Origin of the sequence: Actinopolymorpha sp. B11F2, assembly GCF_040195635.1 — a bacterium.
Lineage (GTDB): Bacteria > Actinomycetota > Actinomycetes > Propionibacteriales > Actinopolymorphaceae > Thermasporomyces.
Genome location: NZ_JBEFTX010000014.1, coordinates 198,853 through 216,963, shown reverse-complemented (window position 1 = coordinate 216,963; position 18,111 = coordinate 198,853). Strand labels below are relative to the sequence as shown.

23 protein-coding genes and 1 pseudogene are annotated in these 18,111 nt (G+C 68.4%); 13 read left to right on the top strand and 11 right to left on the bottom strand.

Annotated elements, in window-relative coordinates:
* A partial coding sequence (locus ABN034_RS24050) for a PASTA domain-containing protein (protein ID WP_349693265.1) occupies window positions 1–381 on the top strand: 381 nt, incomplete at its 5' end.
* Between the two features lie 109 nt (window positions 382–490).
* On the opposite strand, the gene ABN034_RS24045 is transcribed toward ABN034_RS24050, so the two are convergent.
* Together ABN034_RS24045 and ABN034_RS24040 are read right to left on the bottom strand one after the other, a co-directional pair.
* The gene (locus ABN034_RS24045; RefSeq protein ID WP_349693264.1) at window positions 491–1,114 is read right to left on the bottom strand and encodes an aminodeoxychorismate/anthranilate synthase component II; all 624 of its coding nucleotides are present in this window, start codon (window positions 1,112–1,114) and stop codon (window positions 491–493) included.
* Between the two features lie 22 nt (window positions 1,115–1,136).
* Complete coding sequence (locus ABN034_RS24040; protein WP_349693263.1) at window positions 1,137–1,952, bottom strand: DUF881 domain-containing protein; 816 nt, start codon at window positions 1,950–1,952, stop codon at window positions 1,137–1,139.
* A gap of 99 nt (window positions 1,953–2,051) precedes the next feature.
* Between ABN034_RS24040 and ABN034_RS24035 the strand changes: the two genes are divergently transcribed.
* Window positions 2,052–2,306, top strand: coding sequence for a cell division protein CrgA (locus ABN034_RS24035; protein ID WP_349330302.1), 255 nt, complete (start codon window positions 2,052–2,054; stop codon window positions 2,304–2,306).
* A gap of 219 nt (window positions 2,307–2,525) precedes the next feature.
* On the opposite strand, the gene ABN034_RS24030 is transcribed toward ABN034_RS24035, so the two are convergent.
* A complete protein-coding gene (locus tag ABN034_RS24030; protein ID WP_349693262.1) occupies window positions 2,526–3,425 on the bottom strand; it encodes a rhomboid family intramembrane serine protease in 900 nt (299 codons plus the stop codon).
* Window positions 3,426–3,434: 9 nt separating this feature from the next.
* Window positions 3,435–3,992: a peptidylprolyl isomerase gene (locus ABN034_RS24025; RefSeq protein ID WP_349693261.1), complete on the bottom strand. Its 558-nt coding sequence runs from the start codon at window positions 3,990–3,992 to the stop codon at window positions 3,435–3,437.
* 242 nt (window positions 3,993–4,234) lie between these two features.
* Between ABN034_RS24025 and ABN034_RS24020 the strand changes: the two genes are divergently transcribed.
* Window positions 4,235–5,104 carry a DUF5324 family protein gene (locus ABN034_RS24020; protein ID WP_349693260.1) on the top strand — a complete coding sequence of 290 codons (870 nt, stop codon included), beginning with the start codon at window positions 4,235–4,237 and terminating at the stop codon, window positions 5,102–5,104.
* A gap of 101 nt (window positions 5,105–5,205) precedes the next feature.
* Here ABN034_RS24020 and ABN034_RS24015 read toward each other — a convergent pair whose 3' ends face one another.
* The 6 genes from ABN034_RS24015 to ABN034_RS23990 form a co-directional block, all read right to left on the bottom strand.
* Window positions 5,206–6,483: a sulfatase family protein gene (locus ABN034_RS24015; protein WP_349693259.1), complete on the bottom strand. Its 1,278-nt coding sequence runs from the start codon at window positions 6,481–6,483 to the stop codon at window positions 5,206–5,208.
* Between the two features lie 130 nt (window positions 6,484–6,613).
* Entirely contained in the window at window positions 6,614–7,444 is an 831-nt protein-coding gene (locus ABN034_RS24010; RefSeq protein WP_349693258.1) for an ABC transporter permease, read from the bottom strand.
* Complete coding sequence (locus tag ABN034_RS24005; RefSeq protein ID WP_349693257.1) at window positions 7,401–8,261, bottom strand: ATP-binding cassette domain-containing protein; 861 nt, start codon at window positions 8,259–8,261, stop codon at window positions 7,401–7,403. The genes ABN034_RS24010 and ABN034_RS24005 overlap by 44 nt, the downstream gene beginning before the upstream one ends.
* On the bottom strand, window positions 8,258–8,890 hold the full coding sequence (locus ABN034_RS24000) for a MarR family winged helix-turn-helix transcriptional regulator (RefSeq protein WP_349693256.1): 633 nt from the start codon (window positions 8,888–8,890) through the stop codon (window positions 8,258–8,260). The genes ABN034_RS24005 and ABN034_RS24000 overlap by 4 nt, the downstream gene beginning before the upstream one ends.
* A 95-nt stretch (window positions 8,891–8,985) precedes the next feature.
* Window positions 8,986–9,624 (bottom strand): LysE family translocator, encoded by a 639-nt coding sequence (locus tag ABN034_RS23995; protein ID WP_349693255.1) that lies wholly within the window; start codon window positions 9,622–9,624, stop codon window positions 8,986–8,988.
* 159 nt (window positions 9,625–9,783) lie between these two features.
* Complete coding sequence (locus tag ABN034_RS23990; protein WP_349693254.1) at window positions 9,784–10,137, bottom strand: VOC family protein; 354 nt, start codon at window positions 10,135–10,137, stop codon at window positions 9,784–9,786.
* Between the two features lie 49 nt (window positions 10,138–10,186).
* Between ABN034_RS23990 and ABN034_RS23985 the strand changes: the two genes are divergently transcribed.
* The 6 genes and pseudogenes from ABN034_RS23985 to ABN034_RS23965 all read left to right on the top strand — a co-directional run bounded on the left by ABN034_RS23985 (window position 10,187) and on the right by ABN034_RS23965 (window position 14,482).
* Entirely contained in the window at window positions 10,187–10,624 is a 438-nt protein-coding gene (locus ABN034_RS23985) for a GNAT family N-acetyltransferase (RefSeq protein WP_349693253.1), read from the top strand.
* Between the two features lie 230 nt (window positions 10,625–10,854).
* Window positions 10,855–11,208 carry a YciI family protein gene (locus ABN034_RS23980; protein WP_349330313.1) on the top strand — a complete coding sequence of 118 codons (354 nt, stop codon included), beginning with the start codon at window positions 10,855–10,857 and terminating at the stop codon, window positions 11,206–11,208.
* Window positions 11,209–11,215: 7 nt separating this feature from the next.
* Entirely contained in the window at window positions 11,216–12,487 is a 1,272-nt protein-coding gene (locus ABN034_RS23975) for an RNA polymerase sigma factor (protein ID WP_349693252.1), read from the top strand.
* Between the two features lie 57 nt (window positions 12,488–12,544).
* Complete coding sequence (locus ABN034_RS23970; protein WP_349693251.1) at window positions 12,545–13,441, top strand: PAS domain S-box protein; 897 nt, start codon at window positions 12,545–12,547, stop codon at window positions 13,439–13,441.
* A 258-nt stretch (window positions 13,442–13,699) separates the two neighbouring features.
* Window positions 13,700–13,882 (top strand): annotated as a pseudogene (locus ABN034_RS34535) (LD-carboxypeptidase); the annotation flags it as partial.
* A 24-nt stretch (window positions 13,883–13,906) separates the two neighbouring features.
* Window positions 13,907–14,482 carry a hypothetical protein gene (locus tag ABN034_RS23965; protein ID WP_349693250.1) on the top strand — a complete coding sequence of 192 codons (576 nt, stop codon included), beginning with the start codon at window positions 13,907–13,909 and terminating at the stop codon, window positions 14,480–14,482.
* Window positions 14,483–14,495: 13 nt separating this feature from the next.
* Here ABN034_RS23965 and ABN034_RS23960 read toward each other — a convergent pair whose 3' ends face one another.
* Window positions 14,496–15,101 (bottom strand): DUF1990 domain-containing protein, encoded by a 606-nt coding sequence (locus tag ABN034_RS23960; RefSeq protein WP_349693249.1) that lies wholly within the window; start codon window positions 15,099–15,101, stop codon window positions 14,496–14,498.
* Between ABN034_RS23960 and ABN034_RS23955 the strand changes: the two genes are divergently transcribed.
* The 4 genes from ABN034_RS23955 to ABN034_RS23940 all read left to right on the top strand — a co-directional run bounded on the left by ABN034_RS23955 (window position 15,100) and on the right by ABN034_RS23940 (window position 17,999).
* The gene (locus tag ABN034_RS23955) at window positions 15,100–15,474 is read left to right on the top strand and encodes a VOC family protein (RefSeq protein ID WP_349693248.1); all 375 of its coding nucleotides are present in this window, start codon (window positions 15,100–15,102) and stop codon (window positions 15,472–15,474) included. The two genes, ABN034_RS23960 and ABN034_RS23955, sit on opposite strands and share 2 nt — an antisense overlap.
* Window positions 15,475–15,520: 46 nt before the next feature.
* Window positions 15,521–16,051 carry an HIT family protein gene (locus tag ABN034_RS23950; protein ID WP_349693247.1) on the top strand — a complete coding sequence of 177 codons (531 nt, stop codon included), beginning with the start codon at window positions 15,521–15,523 and terminating at the stop codon, window positions 16,049–16,051.
* A gap of 621 nt (window positions 16,052–16,672) precedes the next feature.
* Window positions 16,673–17,614, top strand: a complete 942-nt coding sequence (locus ABN034_RS23945; protein ID WP_349693246.1) for a P-loop nucleotide/nucleoside kinase family protein — start codon at window positions 16,673–16,675, stop codon at window positions 17,612–17,614.
* A 67-nt stretch (window positions 17,615–17,681) separates the two neighbouring features.
* Window positions 17,682–17,999 carry a VOC family protein gene (locus ABN034_RS23940; RefSeq protein WP_349693245.1) on the top strand — a complete coding sequence of 106 codons (318 nt, stop codon included), beginning with the start codon at window positions 17,682–17,684 and terminating at the stop codon, window positions 17,997–17,999.
* Window positions 18,000–18,111 lie beyond the last annotated feature (112 nt).

Sequence of the window (18,111 nt, the reverse complement as noted above, 5' to 3'; positions counted from 1 at the left end):
ACCCCCGCCCCCGAAGGCTCCACCATCACCGTCTACTACTCCAGCGGCCTCATCGAAGTCCCCGAAGTCCTCGGCGAAAGCCAAGCAGTCGCCGAAGCACGACTAGAAGACGCCGGCTTCAAGGTCAACGCCGTTGGCCAGTACACCACCGAGGCGCCGGCCGGCACGGTGATCGAGCAGGTGCCGAGCTCTGGAACGCGCCGTGAACGTGGTTCCACGGTGACGATCGAGATCGCCCGCACACCCGAACCGGAGCCCACGCCGGAGCCGACGGAAACCCCGACGCCGACGGAGACCCCGACGCCGACGGAGACCCCGACGCCGACTGACACGCCGACGTTCCCGTTCCCGACTGACACGCCGACCGACCCTCCGGACTGACACGCCGACCGACCCTCCGGACGACGAGTGAGCCTCGCTCGAGTCACCCGACCCCGATGGCACACCTCGAAGGGAACCTAGGGGGACGCTGGCGACGCGTACCCACGGTCTAGCGGCTGACCACCGGAGCGAGGCCGGCCGACCGGGCCACGGCGTCGGTCTCGCCACACACCTGCAGCCAGTTGGCGAGCATCCGGTGCCCGCCTTCGGTGAGGACGGACTCGGGGTGGAACTGCACGCCCTCGCAGGCCAGCTCGCGATGCCGGAGTGCCATCAGGACGCCTGATTCGGTACGCGCGGTGACCTCGAGAACGTCAGGCACCGACCCGGGCTCCACGGCGAGCGAGTGGTAGCGGGTCGCGGTGAACGGATCGGGCAACCCGGCCAGGACTCCGACACCGGAGTGGTGGACCAGGCTGGTCTTGCCGTGCAACAACTCCGGTGCGCGGGTCACTGATCCGCCGTAGGCGACCGCGATGGCCTGCAGGCCGAGGCAGACGCCGAACACCGGGATCCGACCGGCGGCGTGGCGCACGACGTCGATGCACACCCCAGCCCGCTCAGGGGTGCCCGGGCCCGGAGACAGCAGGATGCCGGCGAACCCGTCGACGTCGCCCGGCACCAGGTCGTCGTTACGACGTACCTCGCACTCGACCCCCAGCTGGTAGAGGTACTGAACGAGGTTGAAGACGAACGAGTCGTAGTTGTCGACGACGAGGATGCGTGCGGTCACCAGGCCATTGTGCTCGGCCGACCTACTCGTCAGACGGCTGGGCGTCCTTTCGTTCCTCGGCGTAGTCGAGGTTGAGCGGCCCGTCGAACGCGGGCACCTGGATGTTCGGGGAGGTCTTCAACGACCAGCCAAGGTGGTATTTGGCCGCATAGTCACGGTAGATGTCGACTTCCGGCGATTCGCCAAGGGCTTCGACCATGCCTTCTGCGTCACCGATCGCCTCGATGTGGTACGGCGGCGAATAGACCCATCCGTTGATCCGGACGGTGTTGCCGACGCAGCGGACCGCCGAGGTCGAGATGACCCGCTGGCCCTGCAGGGTCAAGGCCTCGGCACCGCCCGCCCAGAGGGCGTTGACCACGCCCTGGATGTCCTGCTGGTGGACGACGAGAGCGTCCGGGTCGACGTCCTCCGAACGGCTGCTCACGGGCGCGTCGTCGAGTGTGACGCTCACGCCGGGTCCGGAGAGCGCGGTGAGGCCGGCCGTGGGAGCGAGCTGCTCCGCCTGCTTCTGCATGCGGTCGGCGTTGACGCCGCCGAGTTGGCTGTTGAGGAGGTCGTTGACCTCTTCTCGGAGTTCGGACCGGTCCGCGTCGAGGGTGCGGTTGCGCTGCACCTGGGCGCGGGCGAGGTCGGCGACGTCGGTCTGGCGTTCGGCACGCAGGTCGGTGCCGTCGGCGCTGACGGCGCTGGTCGCACCGAGGAACCCCGCCGCGCCGAACGTGGCGGCGGCGAGTAACCGGGTCAGGATGCGGGTGGATCGGCTGGTCGGGTGCGCCGTGGTCTCGCTGGACTCGGCGGCTGGGCGTGCCGGTGGCCCGGCCCGTTGCTCACCCACGTGCCCTCCGTCGTTGTCGCGGCAGCCGTGGAGACTACGCTAGCGGACATCGCGGTCAACTGACCCGAGCCCAAGACGTCACATGCGGAGGTCGGCGACGTGCCTGAGTCGCGCAACCGTAAGAAGCAGGCGTTCACGCCTCCACCACGGAAGGCGGCCCCCAGCAGACTTCATGGTGGCCGCTGGGTGGCGCCGGTCATGTTGTTCTGCTTCCTGGCCGGTCTTGCGTGGATTGTGACGTTCTATCTCGCCGGCAGCCAGATCCCGGGCATGAGTGATCTCGGCAACTGGAACATCCTGGTGGGCATGGGCCTGATCACGATCGGCTTCGTCGTCGCCACTCAGTGGCAGTGACCGTGCAATGACAGCGGTGTAGTTCTCCACCGCACCGTCCCCAGCTGTGGACAACCTCCTGCCAAGGCAGCGTTAGAGGCTTCGTCCACACTCCCGGCGTACACCGCCCATAGGTCGCTGACCTGCGAAGATGTCCTACGCGAAGACGTGGTCACCGCGAGTTATCCCCAGTTTCCACAGGCTCCTGGGGAGAACTCCGTCTCCAGGTGGATGTGCTGGTCAGGACGTGAGTTGTGCGGTACGCCAGAGGATGAGGGCGAACGACGCAAGCAGAACCGCCGACAGGCCCAGGCCACGCAGTCCCGGCCGCCTGGGCATGTAGGCCAGGACCGCCGCGACGGCCATCCCGGCGACGAAGCCACCCAGGTGTGCCTGCCAGGACAGGAAGCTCCGGAACAGCACGTTGAGGACGATGTTGATCACCAGGACGCCGACGAACCAGCTCATGTCGGCCCGCAGCTTGCGGGCGAGCACGACCATCGCCCCGAACAGTCCGAACACCGCACCTGAGGCACCGACGACCGGGACGCCCGGCGGCGTGAACGCGTAGGCGACGGCCCCACCGGCGATCGCCGAGATCACGTAGAGGTTCACGAACAGCTCGCGACCCAACAACTGCTCGAGCATCGGACCCAGGATCCACAGCGAGAACATGTTGACCGCGAGATGCCAGATCTCGAGGTGGACGAACGCCGACGTGACGATGCGCCAGTAGCCGCCACCTGAGACACCCGGGACTTCGCCGCCGTTGACGCCGACGAACGAGTCGCCGCCCAGGAGCACGAGCCACTGGGACAACACCGGACCGAACAACAGCACCGCGACGAAGACAGCGACGTTGATCCCGATGATGACCTTGGTGGCTACCGCACCTTCACCGCGGACGACGCCACCGAAGCGCGTACGCGGCGCCCGCACGGTCCGCGCGCCCTCGCGTACGCATTCGACACACTGGAACCCGACGGCGGCCTGTCGCTGGCAGTCCGGGCAGATGTGACGCCCGCACCGCTGGCACCGGATGTAGGTCTCGCGTTCGGGATGCCGGAAGCAGGCCGGCTGCTCCTGCGGCGCCGAACCGCCAGTCTCAGCTGGCTCGTCCGGTCGCGGGTGGTCGGTCATCGCGGGCCGTCACGCCGCGCGGTGTTCGATCTCGACCGACTCGATGACCACAGTCTTGATCGGGCGGTCCATCGGCCCGGTCTCCACGGTGCTGATCCCGTCGACGACTCCCTGGCTCGCCGGGTCGGTGACCTCGCCGAAGATCGTGTGCTTGCCGTTGAGGTGCGGCGTCGGCCCCACGGTGATGAAGAACTGCGAGCCGTTGGTGTTGGGCCCGGCGTTCGCCATCGCCAGCAGGTAGGGCCGGTCGAAGCGCAGGTCGGGGTGGATCTCGTCGGCGAACCGGTAGCCGGGCCCGCCGGTGCCCGTGCCGACCGGGCAGCCTCCCTGGATCATGAAGCCCGGGATGACCCGATGGAACGTCAGTCCGTCGTAGAACCGCTTCGTGGTCTTCTCACCCGTCGAGGGGTCGACCCACTCGCGGTCACCCTCGGCAAGGCCGGCGAAGTTCTGCACGGTCTTCGGCGCGTGGTCGGGTAGCAGCTTGATCTGGATGTCGCCCGCCGAGGTCCGAAGTGTCGCGAAGGTCTCGTCCGTCACGAGAATGTCCCCTTGTCTGCAGCTCATTGCCGTCGAGTGCGATCCTTTCACGGCAACGTACAAGGTGGTTTCGGGGTGCCCTTTGCGCGAGGCCAGGTGTGCCGTGCCCGTGCGGTGGTATTCGGTCTGTGCTGTGTGCGTCGGACAAGGTCCCTCATGGAGGGGCATGATCGGGAAGCAACGTGGGAAGGCATCACGCACGGGGTACCGGTACAGGAACCGACGGACCAGCCCACACTTCCAGCTGCGGGACGAGGAGGCGCAACCTGATGGGACGCCACAACAAACGGGGCGGCAAGGCCCCGAAGGCCCTAAACAAAGCCAACTTGGCCGCCGAGCACGCGTGGGAGAAGGTCAACCCGGCGATGACGAACGCACGGCAACGGATCGCTCCAGCCGTCGACGAGGCCAGGACGAGGATCGCGCCCGCGATGGACCATGCGCGAAACATCCTCGCCGAGGACGTCGCCCCCAAGGTAAGCACCGCCATGTCCTCGGCGGTGGCGGCCAGTGAGCCCTACCGTGCCGAGGCGAAGAGGCGGGGGACTGCCGCGGTCGCCGCGCTCAAGGGCGAGGTGGAGACCCGCCGACGCAGGCGCCGCTGGCCAGGGCTGCTGTTCATCGCGGCGCTGGGCGCGGGTGCGGTGGCGGCGTACCGCTATCTCAAGGGCGGTACGGACCGGCAGTGGGAGCCGATGCCGTCGACCACGCCGCCGTCGCGTTCGGACAACGCCGGGCCGTCCGGGCCGAGTCGGGGTGCGGCGCAGGAGTCCGATCCGGCCGGCGCGGCACCTGACGAGGCGGTCGCTGACGAGGCGGCTACGAACCCGCCGCCGACCCGGCCGACCACCCCTGACAATCCGACGACCCACACCGAGACGGCCACGAGTGGCTCGTCCGAAGGCGGGGCGGTTCCTCCGCAGAAGTCGGGGGACAGCGGGAGTGGGGCGAGGTCGGGTACGTCGTCGCCGAGTCAGGCCGCACGTCGGCGTTCGCCCCGCTCGTCCGGTTCCGGCGGGTCCGCTGGATCGGGTGGATCAGGCGGCGCCGGTGGGTCGAGTGGCCCCGGCAGGTCCGGAGGATCGACCGGTGCCGGCGGGCGTTCAGCCGGCAACCGGAACCGCCCGAACAACGGCTGACTCCGCCGACGGGACCTGACGGCAACCGACAACGCTCCCGGGGGACGCCTCCGCCCGGTGCGCACGGACCACACCCGGCCGACACAGTTCCCGAGTACGCGTCACGCGGGCGCGGGGATGGGTCCGTCGAGCAGAGGATCACCGGTGGCGCGCTGCCAGCGGACGAGCGTGTCCGCCAGCTCGCGTTCGACGTCGGCGACCTCGGGTTTCCCGGCGAGGTTGTCGCGTTCCCACGGGTCGGCCGTGAGGTCGTAGACCTCGACCGCGGCCCGCTCCACCAGGTGGGCGTCACCCATGCCGGCTCTGGTCGCGCTCGCTTCGATGTCGCGTGGAAGCAGGAGCCGTGGACCTGGCTCGGCGTTGTGGATGTACTTCCACCGATCCGTGCGTACGGCCCGCATCGGGTCGTACGCATCGTGGTAGGTCTTCTCCGCGAACACCTCCGCCCGCACCGGGATGTCGTCGCCCCGCAACCACCCCGCGTGACTCACGCCGTGCAGGCCGGCCGGCTGCGCCCCACCGGCGAGGTCGATCAGGGTCGGCAGGACGTCGACGTGTGCGGCCAGCCGACTGGTGGGTTCGCGCCGGTACGCCGACCCGTCCGGTGGGCGCATGAGCAACGACACCTGGATGCCCGGGTCGTACAACGTCGACTTCGCACCGGGGAAGGCCATTCCGTGGTCGGTGGTGAAGACGATCCAGGTGCGGTCGAGCAAGCCTTCGGCGCGCAGAGTCTCGACGAGCCGGCCGACGGCCCGGTCGGCGACCCGGATCGATCCGTGGAACGCCGCGAGGTCCTCCCGGGTGTGCGGGTTGTCCGGGAGGTACGCCGGGACGGAGACGGTCGCCGGGTCGTCCGGCGGATAGAGGTCGGCGGGGTAGGGGCGGTGGACCTCGAAGAAGCCCACGACGGCGAGGAACGGCTCGCGGCGCCGGTCGGCTGCCGCCAGCCACGTCGTCGCCTCGTCGACCACCGTGTCGGCGCGCTGCCAGCCGGTCGCGTGATCGCGCCCTTCGTACACCTCGTCATAGCCCAGTCGCGACGGGTCCTGTGACTCGTGCTGCATGCCGAAGTTCGCACTGTGGTAGCCGAGCCCACGTAGGTGCATCGGCATCGTCTCGATCCCCGGTGCGTACTCCCAGCCGCGATGCTGCAGGCCCATCATGCCGTTGGCGTGCGGGTAGCGGCCGGACATCAGCGCCGACCGTGCCGGGCTGCACAGCGGCGTGGCGCAGAACGCCCGATCGAAGCGCACGCCCTCGGCCGCGATCCGGTCGACGGCGGGGCTCGGCACGCCGGGCACGCCGTAGGTGCCGAGCCGGGTGCCGAGATCATGCCAGTGGACGAGGACGATGTTCGGTCGCTCGGTCGAGGTCACGGACCGAGGCTAGCTGCCGGCGGCGCCATGACGGCACCCCGGCAACGGGTTCACGGACGCGTTCGATCAACATGACCGGGTCATCGCCTGGTCGTGACCAGTCCCGATCCCGGTACGGGCGGCCGGATCGTCAGCGCGCGAGCCGGCCGAGCAGGGCGGACGCGGCGGTGATGCCGGCAACGGCCGCGACGACGAGCACCCCGAAGTCGAGCCAGAGGTTCGCGGGCGTACCGATCAGGAGTCCACGCAGGGCGTCGACCTCGTAACTCAGCGGGTTGGCGTGGGCGATCCAGCGCACCCAGTGCGGCATGACGTCGATCGGGTAGAGCGCGTTGGACGCGAAGAACAGCGGCATCGTGATCGCCTGCCCGATCCCCATCAGCCGGTCGCGGTTGAGGACAAGCCCGGCGATCGTGAGGGACAGGCACGAGAAGAACGCCGCGCCGAGGACCAGGGCGACGAACGCGCCGATGATCCGCAGCGGGTTGGGGGTGAACGTCACGCCCAACACCAGGGCGAGCAGCAGGACGATGACGCCCTGTACCGAGGCGCGAACGCCCGCCGCGAACGCCTTGCCGGTGACCAGCGCGGCCCGAGGCGTCGGCGTGACGAGCAGCTTCGCGAGGACACCGGCGTCGCGTTCCCAAATGATCTGGATGCCGTAGAAGATCGCGATGAACAACGCAGACTGGGCGAGGATCCCGGGGGCGAGATAGTCGAGGTACGGCACGTCCCCGGTGGGGATGACCCGCAGCTGGCTGAACGTCGTACCGAAGATCGTGAGCCACAACGCCGGCTGGATCACCCGCGTGACGAGCTCGGTGCGGTCGTGGCGGAGCTTCTGCAGTTCGAGCAGGCACAGGGTCGCGACCCGGCTGGGCAGCCGCCAGCCGAGCGAGCGCCCGGCGATGCGGGCCTCAGCCGAGTCGGCGGGCGGTGCGGCGGGTGCTGCGTACGGCACGGAACCCCCCTTCCGGGTTGTCGTTGTCGGTGAAGGTGTCGCCGGCGTGGTGGCGGAACACGTCCTCGAGCGACGCGTCCGGACCGAGGGCGGCCTTCAGCTCGGCCGGTGCCCCGACGGCGCGGAGCCTGCCCAGGTGCATGAGGCCGAGCCGGTCACACATCTGGTCGGCCTCGTCCATGTAGTGCGTGGTGACGAGGACGGTCATGCCGGTGTCGGCACGGAGTTCTGCGACGTGCTCCCAGACGGTGCCGCGGGCGATCGGGTCGAGGCCGATGGTCGGCTCGTCGAGAACCAGCAGGCGCGGCCGGTTGATGAGAGCCTGGGCGAGTTCGAGCCGACGGATCATGCCACCGGAGTACGTACCGGCGAGCCGGTCGGCCGCGTCCTGCAGACCCATGACCTCCAGGGACTCGTCGACTTGGCGGCGGCGGTCGCGGCGAGGTACGTCGAAGAGTCGGGCGAACAGCATGACGTTCTCGCGGCCGGTGAGTGCGGCGTCGGCGGACAGCTGTTGGGGTACGTAACCGAGGAGCCGGCGGATGGCGATCTTGCGGTGGCGCACGTCGTTGCCAAAAAGGCTGGCCTCGCCTTCCTGGACCGGCAGCAGGGTCGTGAGGACGCGGAGCGTGGTGGTCTTGCCGGCACCGTTGGGTCCGAGGAGGCCGAACACTTCGCCCCTGCGTACGTCCAGGTCGAGGTCGGCAACGGCCACCTGCTCCTTGAAGCAGTAGGTGAGGCCACGGATGACCACCGCGAACGCGCCGTCCTCGTTTGTGGTGGCCGCACCGGTGGTGGTGAGGGTGTCGTCGGTCACTGGCTGCCCCCTCGTGCTGCTTCCTGGGCGGAGTTGGTGGCTGCCTTCGTCGCGCTGGTGATCGCGCTGGTGGCGCTGGTCGCCGCCTCGAGGTGGTTGGTGAGGGCGGCGAGAGCGGGTACGACGGCGGTGAGGACGGCGCGCTGGTCGGCGGGCAGGGTCCGCAGGGCCGCCGCGACGGCATGGCTGCGGCGGTCGCGCCAGGCTCCGAGCCGCCCCTCCGCCGCGGCGGTGAGCTGAAGGCGGGCCACCCGGCGATCGCTGGCGTCGGCGTCCCGGCGCAGGAGCTCGGCCGCGGTGAGCTGGCGGACGAGTGTGCTCACCGTGTTAGGGGCAACCCTCAGCGTCGCTGCGGCTGAGGCGACCGAGATGCCTGGTTCGCGGCGGACGAGACGGAGCAGTTCAGCCTGGGCGCCGGTCAGCGGCCCGAACGGCCAGTCGGGACCGCAGCGCAGCAGACCACGACGGAGTGCTCCGATGCCGCTCAGGAGGTCCTCGGCGAGCGTCAGTTCAGCTTCGTCCTCGAGCGAAGGGGCGGGCACTCTCGAGGTGTCCGTGACCGCGGCCTCCTCGAGGGGAGTGTCCTCGATCGCGTCCTGGACCGGAGCCTCGTCTGGTACGGAAGACACCACCCTCGCAGAATAGCTCTGTCGCAGAGGTATTGCGAGAGAGCTACGGGCCCGTTGGCGCAGGGCGCTCCCCACGCGAAAGCGTCGGGTCGAGATCAGCGGGAGTCGAGTGCCAGGCGCACCGCGAGGCCACCGAAGATTGCCGCCGAGGCGCGGTCGAGCCACCGGCGGACACCGGTACGCCGCAGCACCTGCTCGGAGAGTGCTCCGGCCGCCACTCCCGCAGACGCGTCGACGGCCAGTCCGACCACGATGAACGTCCCGCCAAGCACCAGGAACTGCGCCGTCGCCGGCCAGCTGCCCGCACCGGTCGTGAGGAACTGCGGGAAGAACGCGAGGTAGAAGAGGATCACCTTCGGGTTCGCGAGGTTCGTCAACACAGCCATCACATAGACGCGGGACACCGATCGGGGGCGCTCGAGCCGCTCAACCGTCATCGCCTGGCGCGTACGACTCGAACGCCACGTGGTCACGGCGAGGTAGACGAGGAAGGCCGCGCCCGCGATCCGTACGCCCTCCAGGAGGGTCGGCGCCGCCTGCATCAACGCGCCCAGACCCAACGCGGCCGCCACCGTGTGGCACGCCAGCCCGGTCGACATGCCGAGCGCCGCGACCACGCCAGCCCGGCGGCCACCGGTGATGGCGTTGGCGACGATGAAGAGCATGTCGGGGCCGGGCGCGAGACTGACGAGGGCGACGGCGACGACGAATCCGATGAGCAGCGCATGGTTCATGCGCCCATCCTTTCCGACCGCCCCGACCGCCCCGACAACCCGACCGCCCCGACTCGGCGGCCAAGGCCCGGATAGTGCGGGATCTCCTCGAGCGCGCACGGCGATGGTCGCTCGACGTTTCAGGCGGAGATTGCTTTCAGCGGAGAGATTGCGTCGTCGCTAAGGAAGGTGTGCCGAGTCGTCGTGTTCGATGATGTTGATGAGCATGCCGCCAGGTGCGCGGACGAAGAACCGCACCCTGCCGTCCGGCTCATGCGTCAGCGGATAGGCGATGTCGTAGTCACGGAACTTCGCCTCTTCGTACGCCTCGCGTGCGTCGGGCACGTGAATGGAGATCGCCGGTCCGTCGTCCTGACTCAGTTGGACCTGCGCCAGGGGATTCTCGCGCGAGCGGAGGTTGACGACTCCACGATGGTCGAAACCCATGCGTAGGCCGAGGAACTCGATCAGGAAGTCCCGGGTCGCGTCGGTGCTGTCGACCCGCAGGTTGGGCACAATCGCGGTGACTTTCATCAGCGGATGCTATCCGCCGGCGGCACCCACGTCGGTAACGTTCCGACGCATGGACATCGAAGTGGAGGCGCTTCGCGAGGCAACTGAGGAAGCGGTGGAATGCTTCGCCCGCCTGTTGCCACAACTGTCCTCGTCCGCGCCTTCCCCGACCCGCGCCAGCCTCGAGAAGATCATCGCGTGTCCCACGAATACCGTGCTCGCGGCGCGAGGCGACGGGCGCCTGGTGGGCGCGCTGACGCTGGTCATGATCCCCATTCCTACCGGCCTTCGTGCATGGATCGAGGACGTCGTCGTCGACACCGACATGCGCGGGATGGGCATCGGTGCGGCTCTCACATCGGAGGCCGTACGGATCGCAGCGGAGGCAGGCGCCCGGACCGTCCACCTGACGTCGCGCCCGTCGCGGGCGTCGGCGATCCGACTGTACGAACGAGTCGGCTTCGTCAGGCGGGACACCAATGTCTACCGATTCACTGTTGGATCGTGATTTCTGCTGTCGTACAAAGGGGTTCTGCTGGCGGGCTCGGTTAGCCCACCACTGCTCAGGCATCGCTGAGGGGCACCCGCGACGTTGGAAATTGCCGTGGTCCCCGAATCATCCGCGGCGAACCCTGTCGATCCGACGGCCCGTCATTCGTATAAGAGGTGTGAGAAGGGCCGGCACCACGGCCACGAAACACGCCCAGCGCCTCGAGAGCGCCGAAGGAGGAGGACAAAATGGCGAAATACCTGCTCAGCATCTACCAACCCGATGGTGATCCACCGCCGCCCGAGGTCCTCGAGCCGATCATGCGGAACATCGAGGCGGTCAACGCCGAACTTCGGGCAGCCGGCGCCTGGGTATTCTCCGGCGGCCTGCACTCTCCGGGCGCCGCGACCGTGGTGCGACTCCAGGACGACGACGTGCTCACGACCGACGGCCCCTACACCGAGGGCAAGGAACACATAGGCGGATTCACCGTCATCGAGGCGCCGGATCTCGACGCCGCGCTCGAGTGGGGCCGCAAGCTCGCCCGGGCGATCACGCTCCCGATCGAGGTGTGGCCGATGCGGTACGGAACCTGCACGTGAGATTCCGGTGACGCCCGACCCACCGGACGCACCCGACCCACCGGACGCACCCGACCCATCGGTGTCCGCCGCCGAGATCGACCGCGTCTTCCGGGAGGAGCACGGCCGTGCGGTTGCCGTCCTGGTGCGCGTCTTCGGTGACATCGACATCGCCGAGGACGCGGTCCAGGACGCCTTCGCCGCGGCCGTCCAACGATGGCCGGACACCGGGCTCCCCCCGAGCCCCGCGGGGTGGATCATCACCACGGCCCGCAACCGGGCGATCGACCGGCTCCGCCGGGACTCCTCACGGGAGGACCGCCACGCCCAAGCCGCCCTCCTCCACGCCCGCGACGAGTCTTCGGGCTACGCCGAGGAGGGACCAGTGCGCGACGACCGGCTACGCCTGATCTTCACCTGCTGCCACCCGGCGCTCGCCACCAGCGTCCAAGTGGCGTTGACGCTCCGGCTGCTGGGCGGGCTCACCACGGCGGAGATCGCCCACGCCTTCCTCGTACCCGAGCCGACCATGGCGCAGCGACTGGTTCGCGCCAAGGGCAAGATCCGCGACGCCAGGATCCCGTACCGCGTCCCCCGCGATGCCGACCTTCCCGACCGGCTCCGTTCCGTACTCGCTGTCGTCTATCTCATCTTCAACGAGGGCTACACCGCGAGTTCGGGCGACCGGCTCGTGCGCGAGGACCTCTGCGGTGAGGCCATCCGGCTCGGCCGGCTGCTGGCCGACCTCATGCCCGACGAACCGGAGGTCATCGGCCTGCTCGCGCTGATGCTGCTGATCGAGTCACGGCGAGCCACCCGTACGACAACGGACGGCGACCTCGTGCTGCTCGCTGCCCAGGACCGCGGACGCTGGGACCGTGAGCTGATCGCCGAGGGTCAGTCCCTCGTACGACAGTGCCTCCGGCGCAACCAGCCCGGTCCGTACCAGATCCAGGCGGCGATCAACGCCGTCCACAGCGAGGCGACCACCGCCGAAAACACGGACTGGGCGCAGATCCTCCAGCTGTACGACCATCTGCTGGCGCTGACCCCCACGCCGGTCGTCGCGCTCAACCGTGCCGTCGCGGTGGCCGAGGTCGAAGGGCCCGCGGCCGCACTCGCCCTGGTCGACGGCCTCGGCCTTCAGCGCTACCACGTGTTCCACGCCATCCGCGCCGATCTTCTCCGCCGCCTGGGCCGCACCGCTGAGGCCGCGCAGGCGTACGACGCCGCGATCGCCCATACCCAGAACGCCGCCGAGCGCACCTTCCTCCAGCGCAGCCGGCAGACCCGCGCCTGACGGTCGCCTGACGCACGGATCCACGTGAGGTATGAAGGGAAGAGGGGGTGTCGTGGTATGCCTGGCGTGCAAAAGCGGTCAGAGGACCCGGCGGAGCGAATCCGTGAGATCGAGGCGATGTTGGCCGCGATTACGGCATTCGAGGTCACCATGCTCGATATGTCCGGACGTATCGCCAGTTGGAGTGCTGGTGGGGAAGCCCTGACCGGCTACACGGCGGCGGAGGTCCTCGGCCAGCCCGCCTCGATGTTCTACGCCGATGACGACCGGCCCGAGATCGAGCGCCGCCTGCGGACCGCGCAGGACGTCGGCCGGTCGGAGTTCCAGGGATGGCGTTGGCGCAAGGACGGCGACAAGTACTGGGCCGGTGTGGTTCTCGCGCCGGTTCGCCGCGACACCGGTGAACTGACCGGCTTCGTCTCGGTCACCCGTGACGAGACCGAACGCCGTGACATCGAGGAACGCCAACAGCGGCAACGGGACGAGATCCTCGAGCTGTCGACGCCGGTCGTCCAGGTCTGGGACGACGTACTCGTCCTCCCCATCATCGGCACCCTCGACTCTCGCCGCGCGGCCCGCCTGACCGAAGGGCTGCTGGCGACGATCGCCGAGACGCAGGCAAAGGTCATCATCCTGGAGGTCACCGGCGTACCCACCATCGACTCCGTCCTCGCCCAGCACCTGCTCAACACGGTTCGCGCGGTCGCCCTGATGGGCACGGTGAGCATCCTGAGCGGCGTACGTGCGGAGGTGGCCCAATCCATGGTGAACCTCGGCGTCGACCTCGGGCAGCTCCGGTCGCGCTCGACCCTGCGCGACGCCCTGCAGTTGGCGTTGCGGTTGTTGGCGGACCAGCCGAGTACGCCCGGCAGCGGGCGTCCGGGCGGCGACGACGCGGAGCGGTTCGGCCTCGGCCACAGCACAGAGCGGCCCTCCTGGCCGGGAAGCGTCTGATCCCAGGACGTTCGCGGACTTGTGTCGACTGGCTTCACCAGCCCCGTGGTCTGCCCATCCGGTGTACGCAGGACTGTCGGCGACGCGTGCCAGACTTCGCCGGCGTGCGCACCGCGCTGGTTCCACCCCGCCTCGAGCACGGGGACCGCGTCCGCTTCGTTTCGCCGGCCAGTCCGCCGACCCGTGATGGGGTCAAGCGCGGCGAGGAACTGCTGACGGGCTGGGGACTCACGGTCGAGATCGGCGAGCACGCCTTCGATCAGGTGGGTTTATCTCGCGGGAGCGGACGAGGATCGCCTGGCCGACCTGAACGACGCTATTCGCGACCCGGGCGTCCGCGCGATCTTCGCGACCACGGGCGGCAAGGGTGCCTACCGGATCGCCGGTGACCTCGACTTCGCCGCCGCCCGACGCGACCCGAAGCCCCTTGTCGGATTCAGCGACATCACGCACCTGCATCTCGCGTTGTGGCGGCGGTGCCGGCTGGTCGGCCTCAGCGGCCCGTTCGTCAACTGGTACGACGAATACACCGGGCCGGCATCGGCGGAGTCGCTGCGGCGGGCGCTGATGACGACCGACCCCATCACGGTCCACCAGGACCCGGCCGAACCCACCGCCGCGGTCACGGTCGAGGGCAGCGCCAGCGGTTTCCTCATGGGCGGGAACCTCAGCGAGCTCCGCGGCGAAGTCGGCGTCGAGCTGCCCAGCCTCGACGGCGCCATCCTGTTCATCGAGGACGTCAAAGGCACGGGGCTCGGCCAGGTCGACCGGGAACTCACCCAGCTCATGAGGTCAGGCTCACTCGACGGGCTCCGCGGAGTCGCGGTCGGGCAGTTCCCGGGTTTCGAGGAGACGGTTCGAGGAGGGTGGACGATCATCGACGTACTCCGTGACCGGCTCACCAGGCTTGGCGTTCCCGTCCTCGGCGGGCTGCCCATCGGTCACGCGCACAACCCGCATCTGCCCACCCTGCCGCTCGGCACCAACGCCACCGTCGACACGGCGGCCGGCACCCTGACGGTCACCGCAGGTGTGCGGTAGCCCGGACCACGACCTAACGAGGGGGCCGCTCGGCGGCGAGTGCGACCCGTCTGGTCGCGGTGACGTAGCGATTTGTCACCCAGTCCTGGATCCGGCGGATCACCGGGTCGCCGAAGCGGCTCAACGGATTCGCCGGACGGGAGAACGCCGTCACCTCCAGGACCACGGAGCCATCGGCCTGCCGCGACACCACGAAGGACTCCTCGCCGGACTCGGGATGGCCGGCCAAGGTCCCATAGGCGAAACCCCGCCGATTCTCCTCGCGTACGACATAGATCACCCGGCACGGCGCCACGACTCCGATGGCACCGACGCCGAACACGACCGCGACAACAGCGTCAGGCTGCGCGACAGGATGGCTCGGGTGGACGCGAAGGCCCGCACCTCGATGCAACTGCCAGGACAGGACGGCCTGCCCGCAGCGCTCGAAGACGTCGTCGCCGTGCCCCAGTTCTGCCCTCCGGACCACATGCCGATAGCCGGCCGGTAGCTCGCTCGCGGTGGCGCCGACCTCCGGGTAGGTCACCTCAGCCTCGGCGAGTTCCGCAAGTGGTGGAACGCGCAGCATCACCCACACACCACCAGTCTTGCCGAAACACGGTCGTAGGGTCTGGTGCATGGCATCTCTCGTACGACACGTGACCATCGACTGCGCCGACGCCTACCAGCTGGCGTCGTTCTGGGCGAAGGTCCTCGACAGTGCGGTTTCCGATGAGGACAAGCCGGGTGACTCTGAAGCGCTGGTCACCACGACGGGCGCGGCCTTGCTGTTCGTCACCGTGCCCGAGCCCAAGGGCGTAAAGAACCGGGTGCACCTGGATCTCCAGCCGCAGGACCGCACCCGCGACGAGGAGGTGGAACGGCTGCTTGCCCTGGGCGCGACGCTGGTCGGCGACCACCGCGTGCCGGACGGCAGAGGGTGGGTGACCCTCGCCGATATCGAGGGGAACGAGTTCTGCGTGGAGCGCGGCGCCGCCGAGCGTGCTGGCTGATCGCTGCGTTCGACACCTTTCGGCGGCGATCTGAGGGAGTGGAGTCATGACCCTCACGGGGGACACGTTGCTGGACTTCAGGGATCGCACCGGTAACACTCTCCCCGTGGCGATGATCCTTCCTGCCCAGGACGACTGCTCGTTCTGCGTCTTCCTGCTCGGGCACCGCCCGTACACCATCCTGGAGCGCTCTGCCACGGTTGCCCTCCTGGTCACGAGGGAACAGCGCGGTATCGGCCACCTGCTGGCGATTCCGACTGCCCACCGGCCCACCATGCTCGACCTCCAACCAGACGAGTTCGCACCGCTGCTGGAACTGACCCAGCGGGCAACGGCCGCGATCGTAGGAGCCTTCGACGTCGAGGGCGTAGCCGTGTGGCAGAACAATGGCGTGTCAGCGCGCCAGTCCGTTCCGCACCTGCACATTCACGTGGCCGGGACGTTGCCTGGCGGAGGAACGGAGTGGGGCGAGGTCCCGAGACTTTCGATCGCCGAGACCGACGGCATCGCAGATCGGCTGCGCCCCCACCTCTCGCCGCGCAGAAACTCACCGCAGCACAGAGAGTTCGCCGTCTGACATCCCGTCGGGAGAGCCCATGCCGAATCCCGTCATCGGCCGGCTACTGCTGATCACCGGAGCGACCGCCGCCGGCAAAACGACTGTGGGCAACGAAGTCGCCTCGTTGCTGCCGCGAGCCGTGCACATCGACGGCGACTCCATCCAGCGCTTCGTCGTCTCTCGGGCTGTGGCTGGACAACGGCCATCACTCGCCGGCCGAGACGGCCGCCGAAATCGTCGACCGGCTTGACGAAACCGCAGTGACGCAACGCGTGCTGCTCGTGCGCGTGAACGCGCCCGAACGGACGACATCGTGACGCGGGCGATCACGCTGGGGAGATGTGAGTCATGGCGAGATCCGTGTCATGGTCGGGGGTCTCGATGCTGGCGGTTGATTTCGTGAGTACTCCGGCACGGCCGTCCAACCAACATACGTAGGCGGCGTCGCTGATCGTGCCGTGCGCGGGCAGGCCGACCAGGCGCAGCCGACCGCCCGTCTGGGCGTTGACCTGCCGCCACGGATCTGCGCGCAGAGGTGTCCACGTGATCGCCAGACATGTCCACCATCGTCCCAGCGCACCGACCCGCGAGCCACCTGGCGCGCATACACTTCGGTGCCAGGTCGAAGCGGGGGGAGTCATGATCCGCCTACACAGGACACCAGCCGTCGAACGGCTGGAGTGGATCCTCGCAGGACTCGACGGCGCCGAGGACTGGGGCGCCGACGTGGATTCGGTGCTGGCACCGGAGTTCACGGCGGTCGTGGCACCGGATGTCTTCGTGGACCGGGTACGAACCCGCACGCAGACGTACGCGCCGGTGGTGGTCGTTGGTGTCGACGTCTCCGACCACACCGCCAAGGCTCGTTTGCGCCGGCCGGACGGCGACGTCGATGTCCTCAGCTGCGAGGTCGAGCCTGAGCCGCCGCACCGCATCACGATGACGTGGATGCTCGGCATGGTTCCGGCCGGCCTGACACCTCGATTGCCGATGGACTTTGCCGACTCCGCCGACTTCGGCGACTTCGGCGACCTCGACGGCTTGGACGGCGCGCAATCCGGGCGACGGGCCGCACTCGTGATCTTCTCCGGCGTACCTGGGAGTGGTAAGAGCACCATCGCAGAGGCCACCGGGCGGAAGCTCAACATCCCCGTCTTCGCGATCGACTGGCTGCTGGGTGCCCTTACCCCCTTCGGCGGACGCCACTTCGCAGAACTGTGGGATATCGGAGTGGAACAGCTGACCACCCTCGCCCTACGCCAGCTCACGCTCGGACAGTCCGCGATCCTCGACACCCCCGTCGAGGACCACGCGACCCGCGTACGTTGGCGCAGTCTCGCCCGGCGCGCGAACGCCGACTTCAAGGTGATCGTGTGTACGTGCTCAGACCCGAAAGTCCATCGCGCCCGCGTCGAGGACCGCCATCGTGGTATCCCCGGCTGGCACGATGGCGGCGACTGGACCAACGTCGCGCGACGCCTCGCGAAATTCCCTTCCTGGGACGAAGAGGCGTTGATCATCGATTCGATACAGCCACCGGATCGCAATCTCGCGGCCGTTCTCGATCATCTTGGTCGTTAGGCGTCAAGGACCTTTGTGCTGGCAGTTGCTGTAGTGCTTTCCACGCAGATCATGGGATGCTACGGCGATGGTGAGTCTCGGATCGATCGTGCTGAAGGTTTCGAGTATCAACCGGGCTGCTGACTTCTGGAGCAAAGCCCTCGGATACGTTCCCACCGACAATCCAGCGTTTCTCATCCCTGCGAACGGCGAGGGCACCCGCCTTCACCTGGACGAGGATGACAGGACCCATCTGGACCTGTGGGTGGACGAAGGAGAAGAGGTGCAGGCTGAAGTCGAGCGGCTCATCTCTCGGCGCAAAGCGAGTGGACTGGGTGTATCCAGAAGGTGCCGACTTCGTGGTTCTCGCCGATACGGAAGGCAATCTCTTCTGCGTCATCGGTGAATAGCTGAAGGCAATCCCGTCCCGCGTCCCGGTCTGTTCGGGCTCACCGCGGACGACAGATACACGCGCGGACCGCGTTTTTCCGATCATGCGGCAGCCGTCCCCCAAGGCA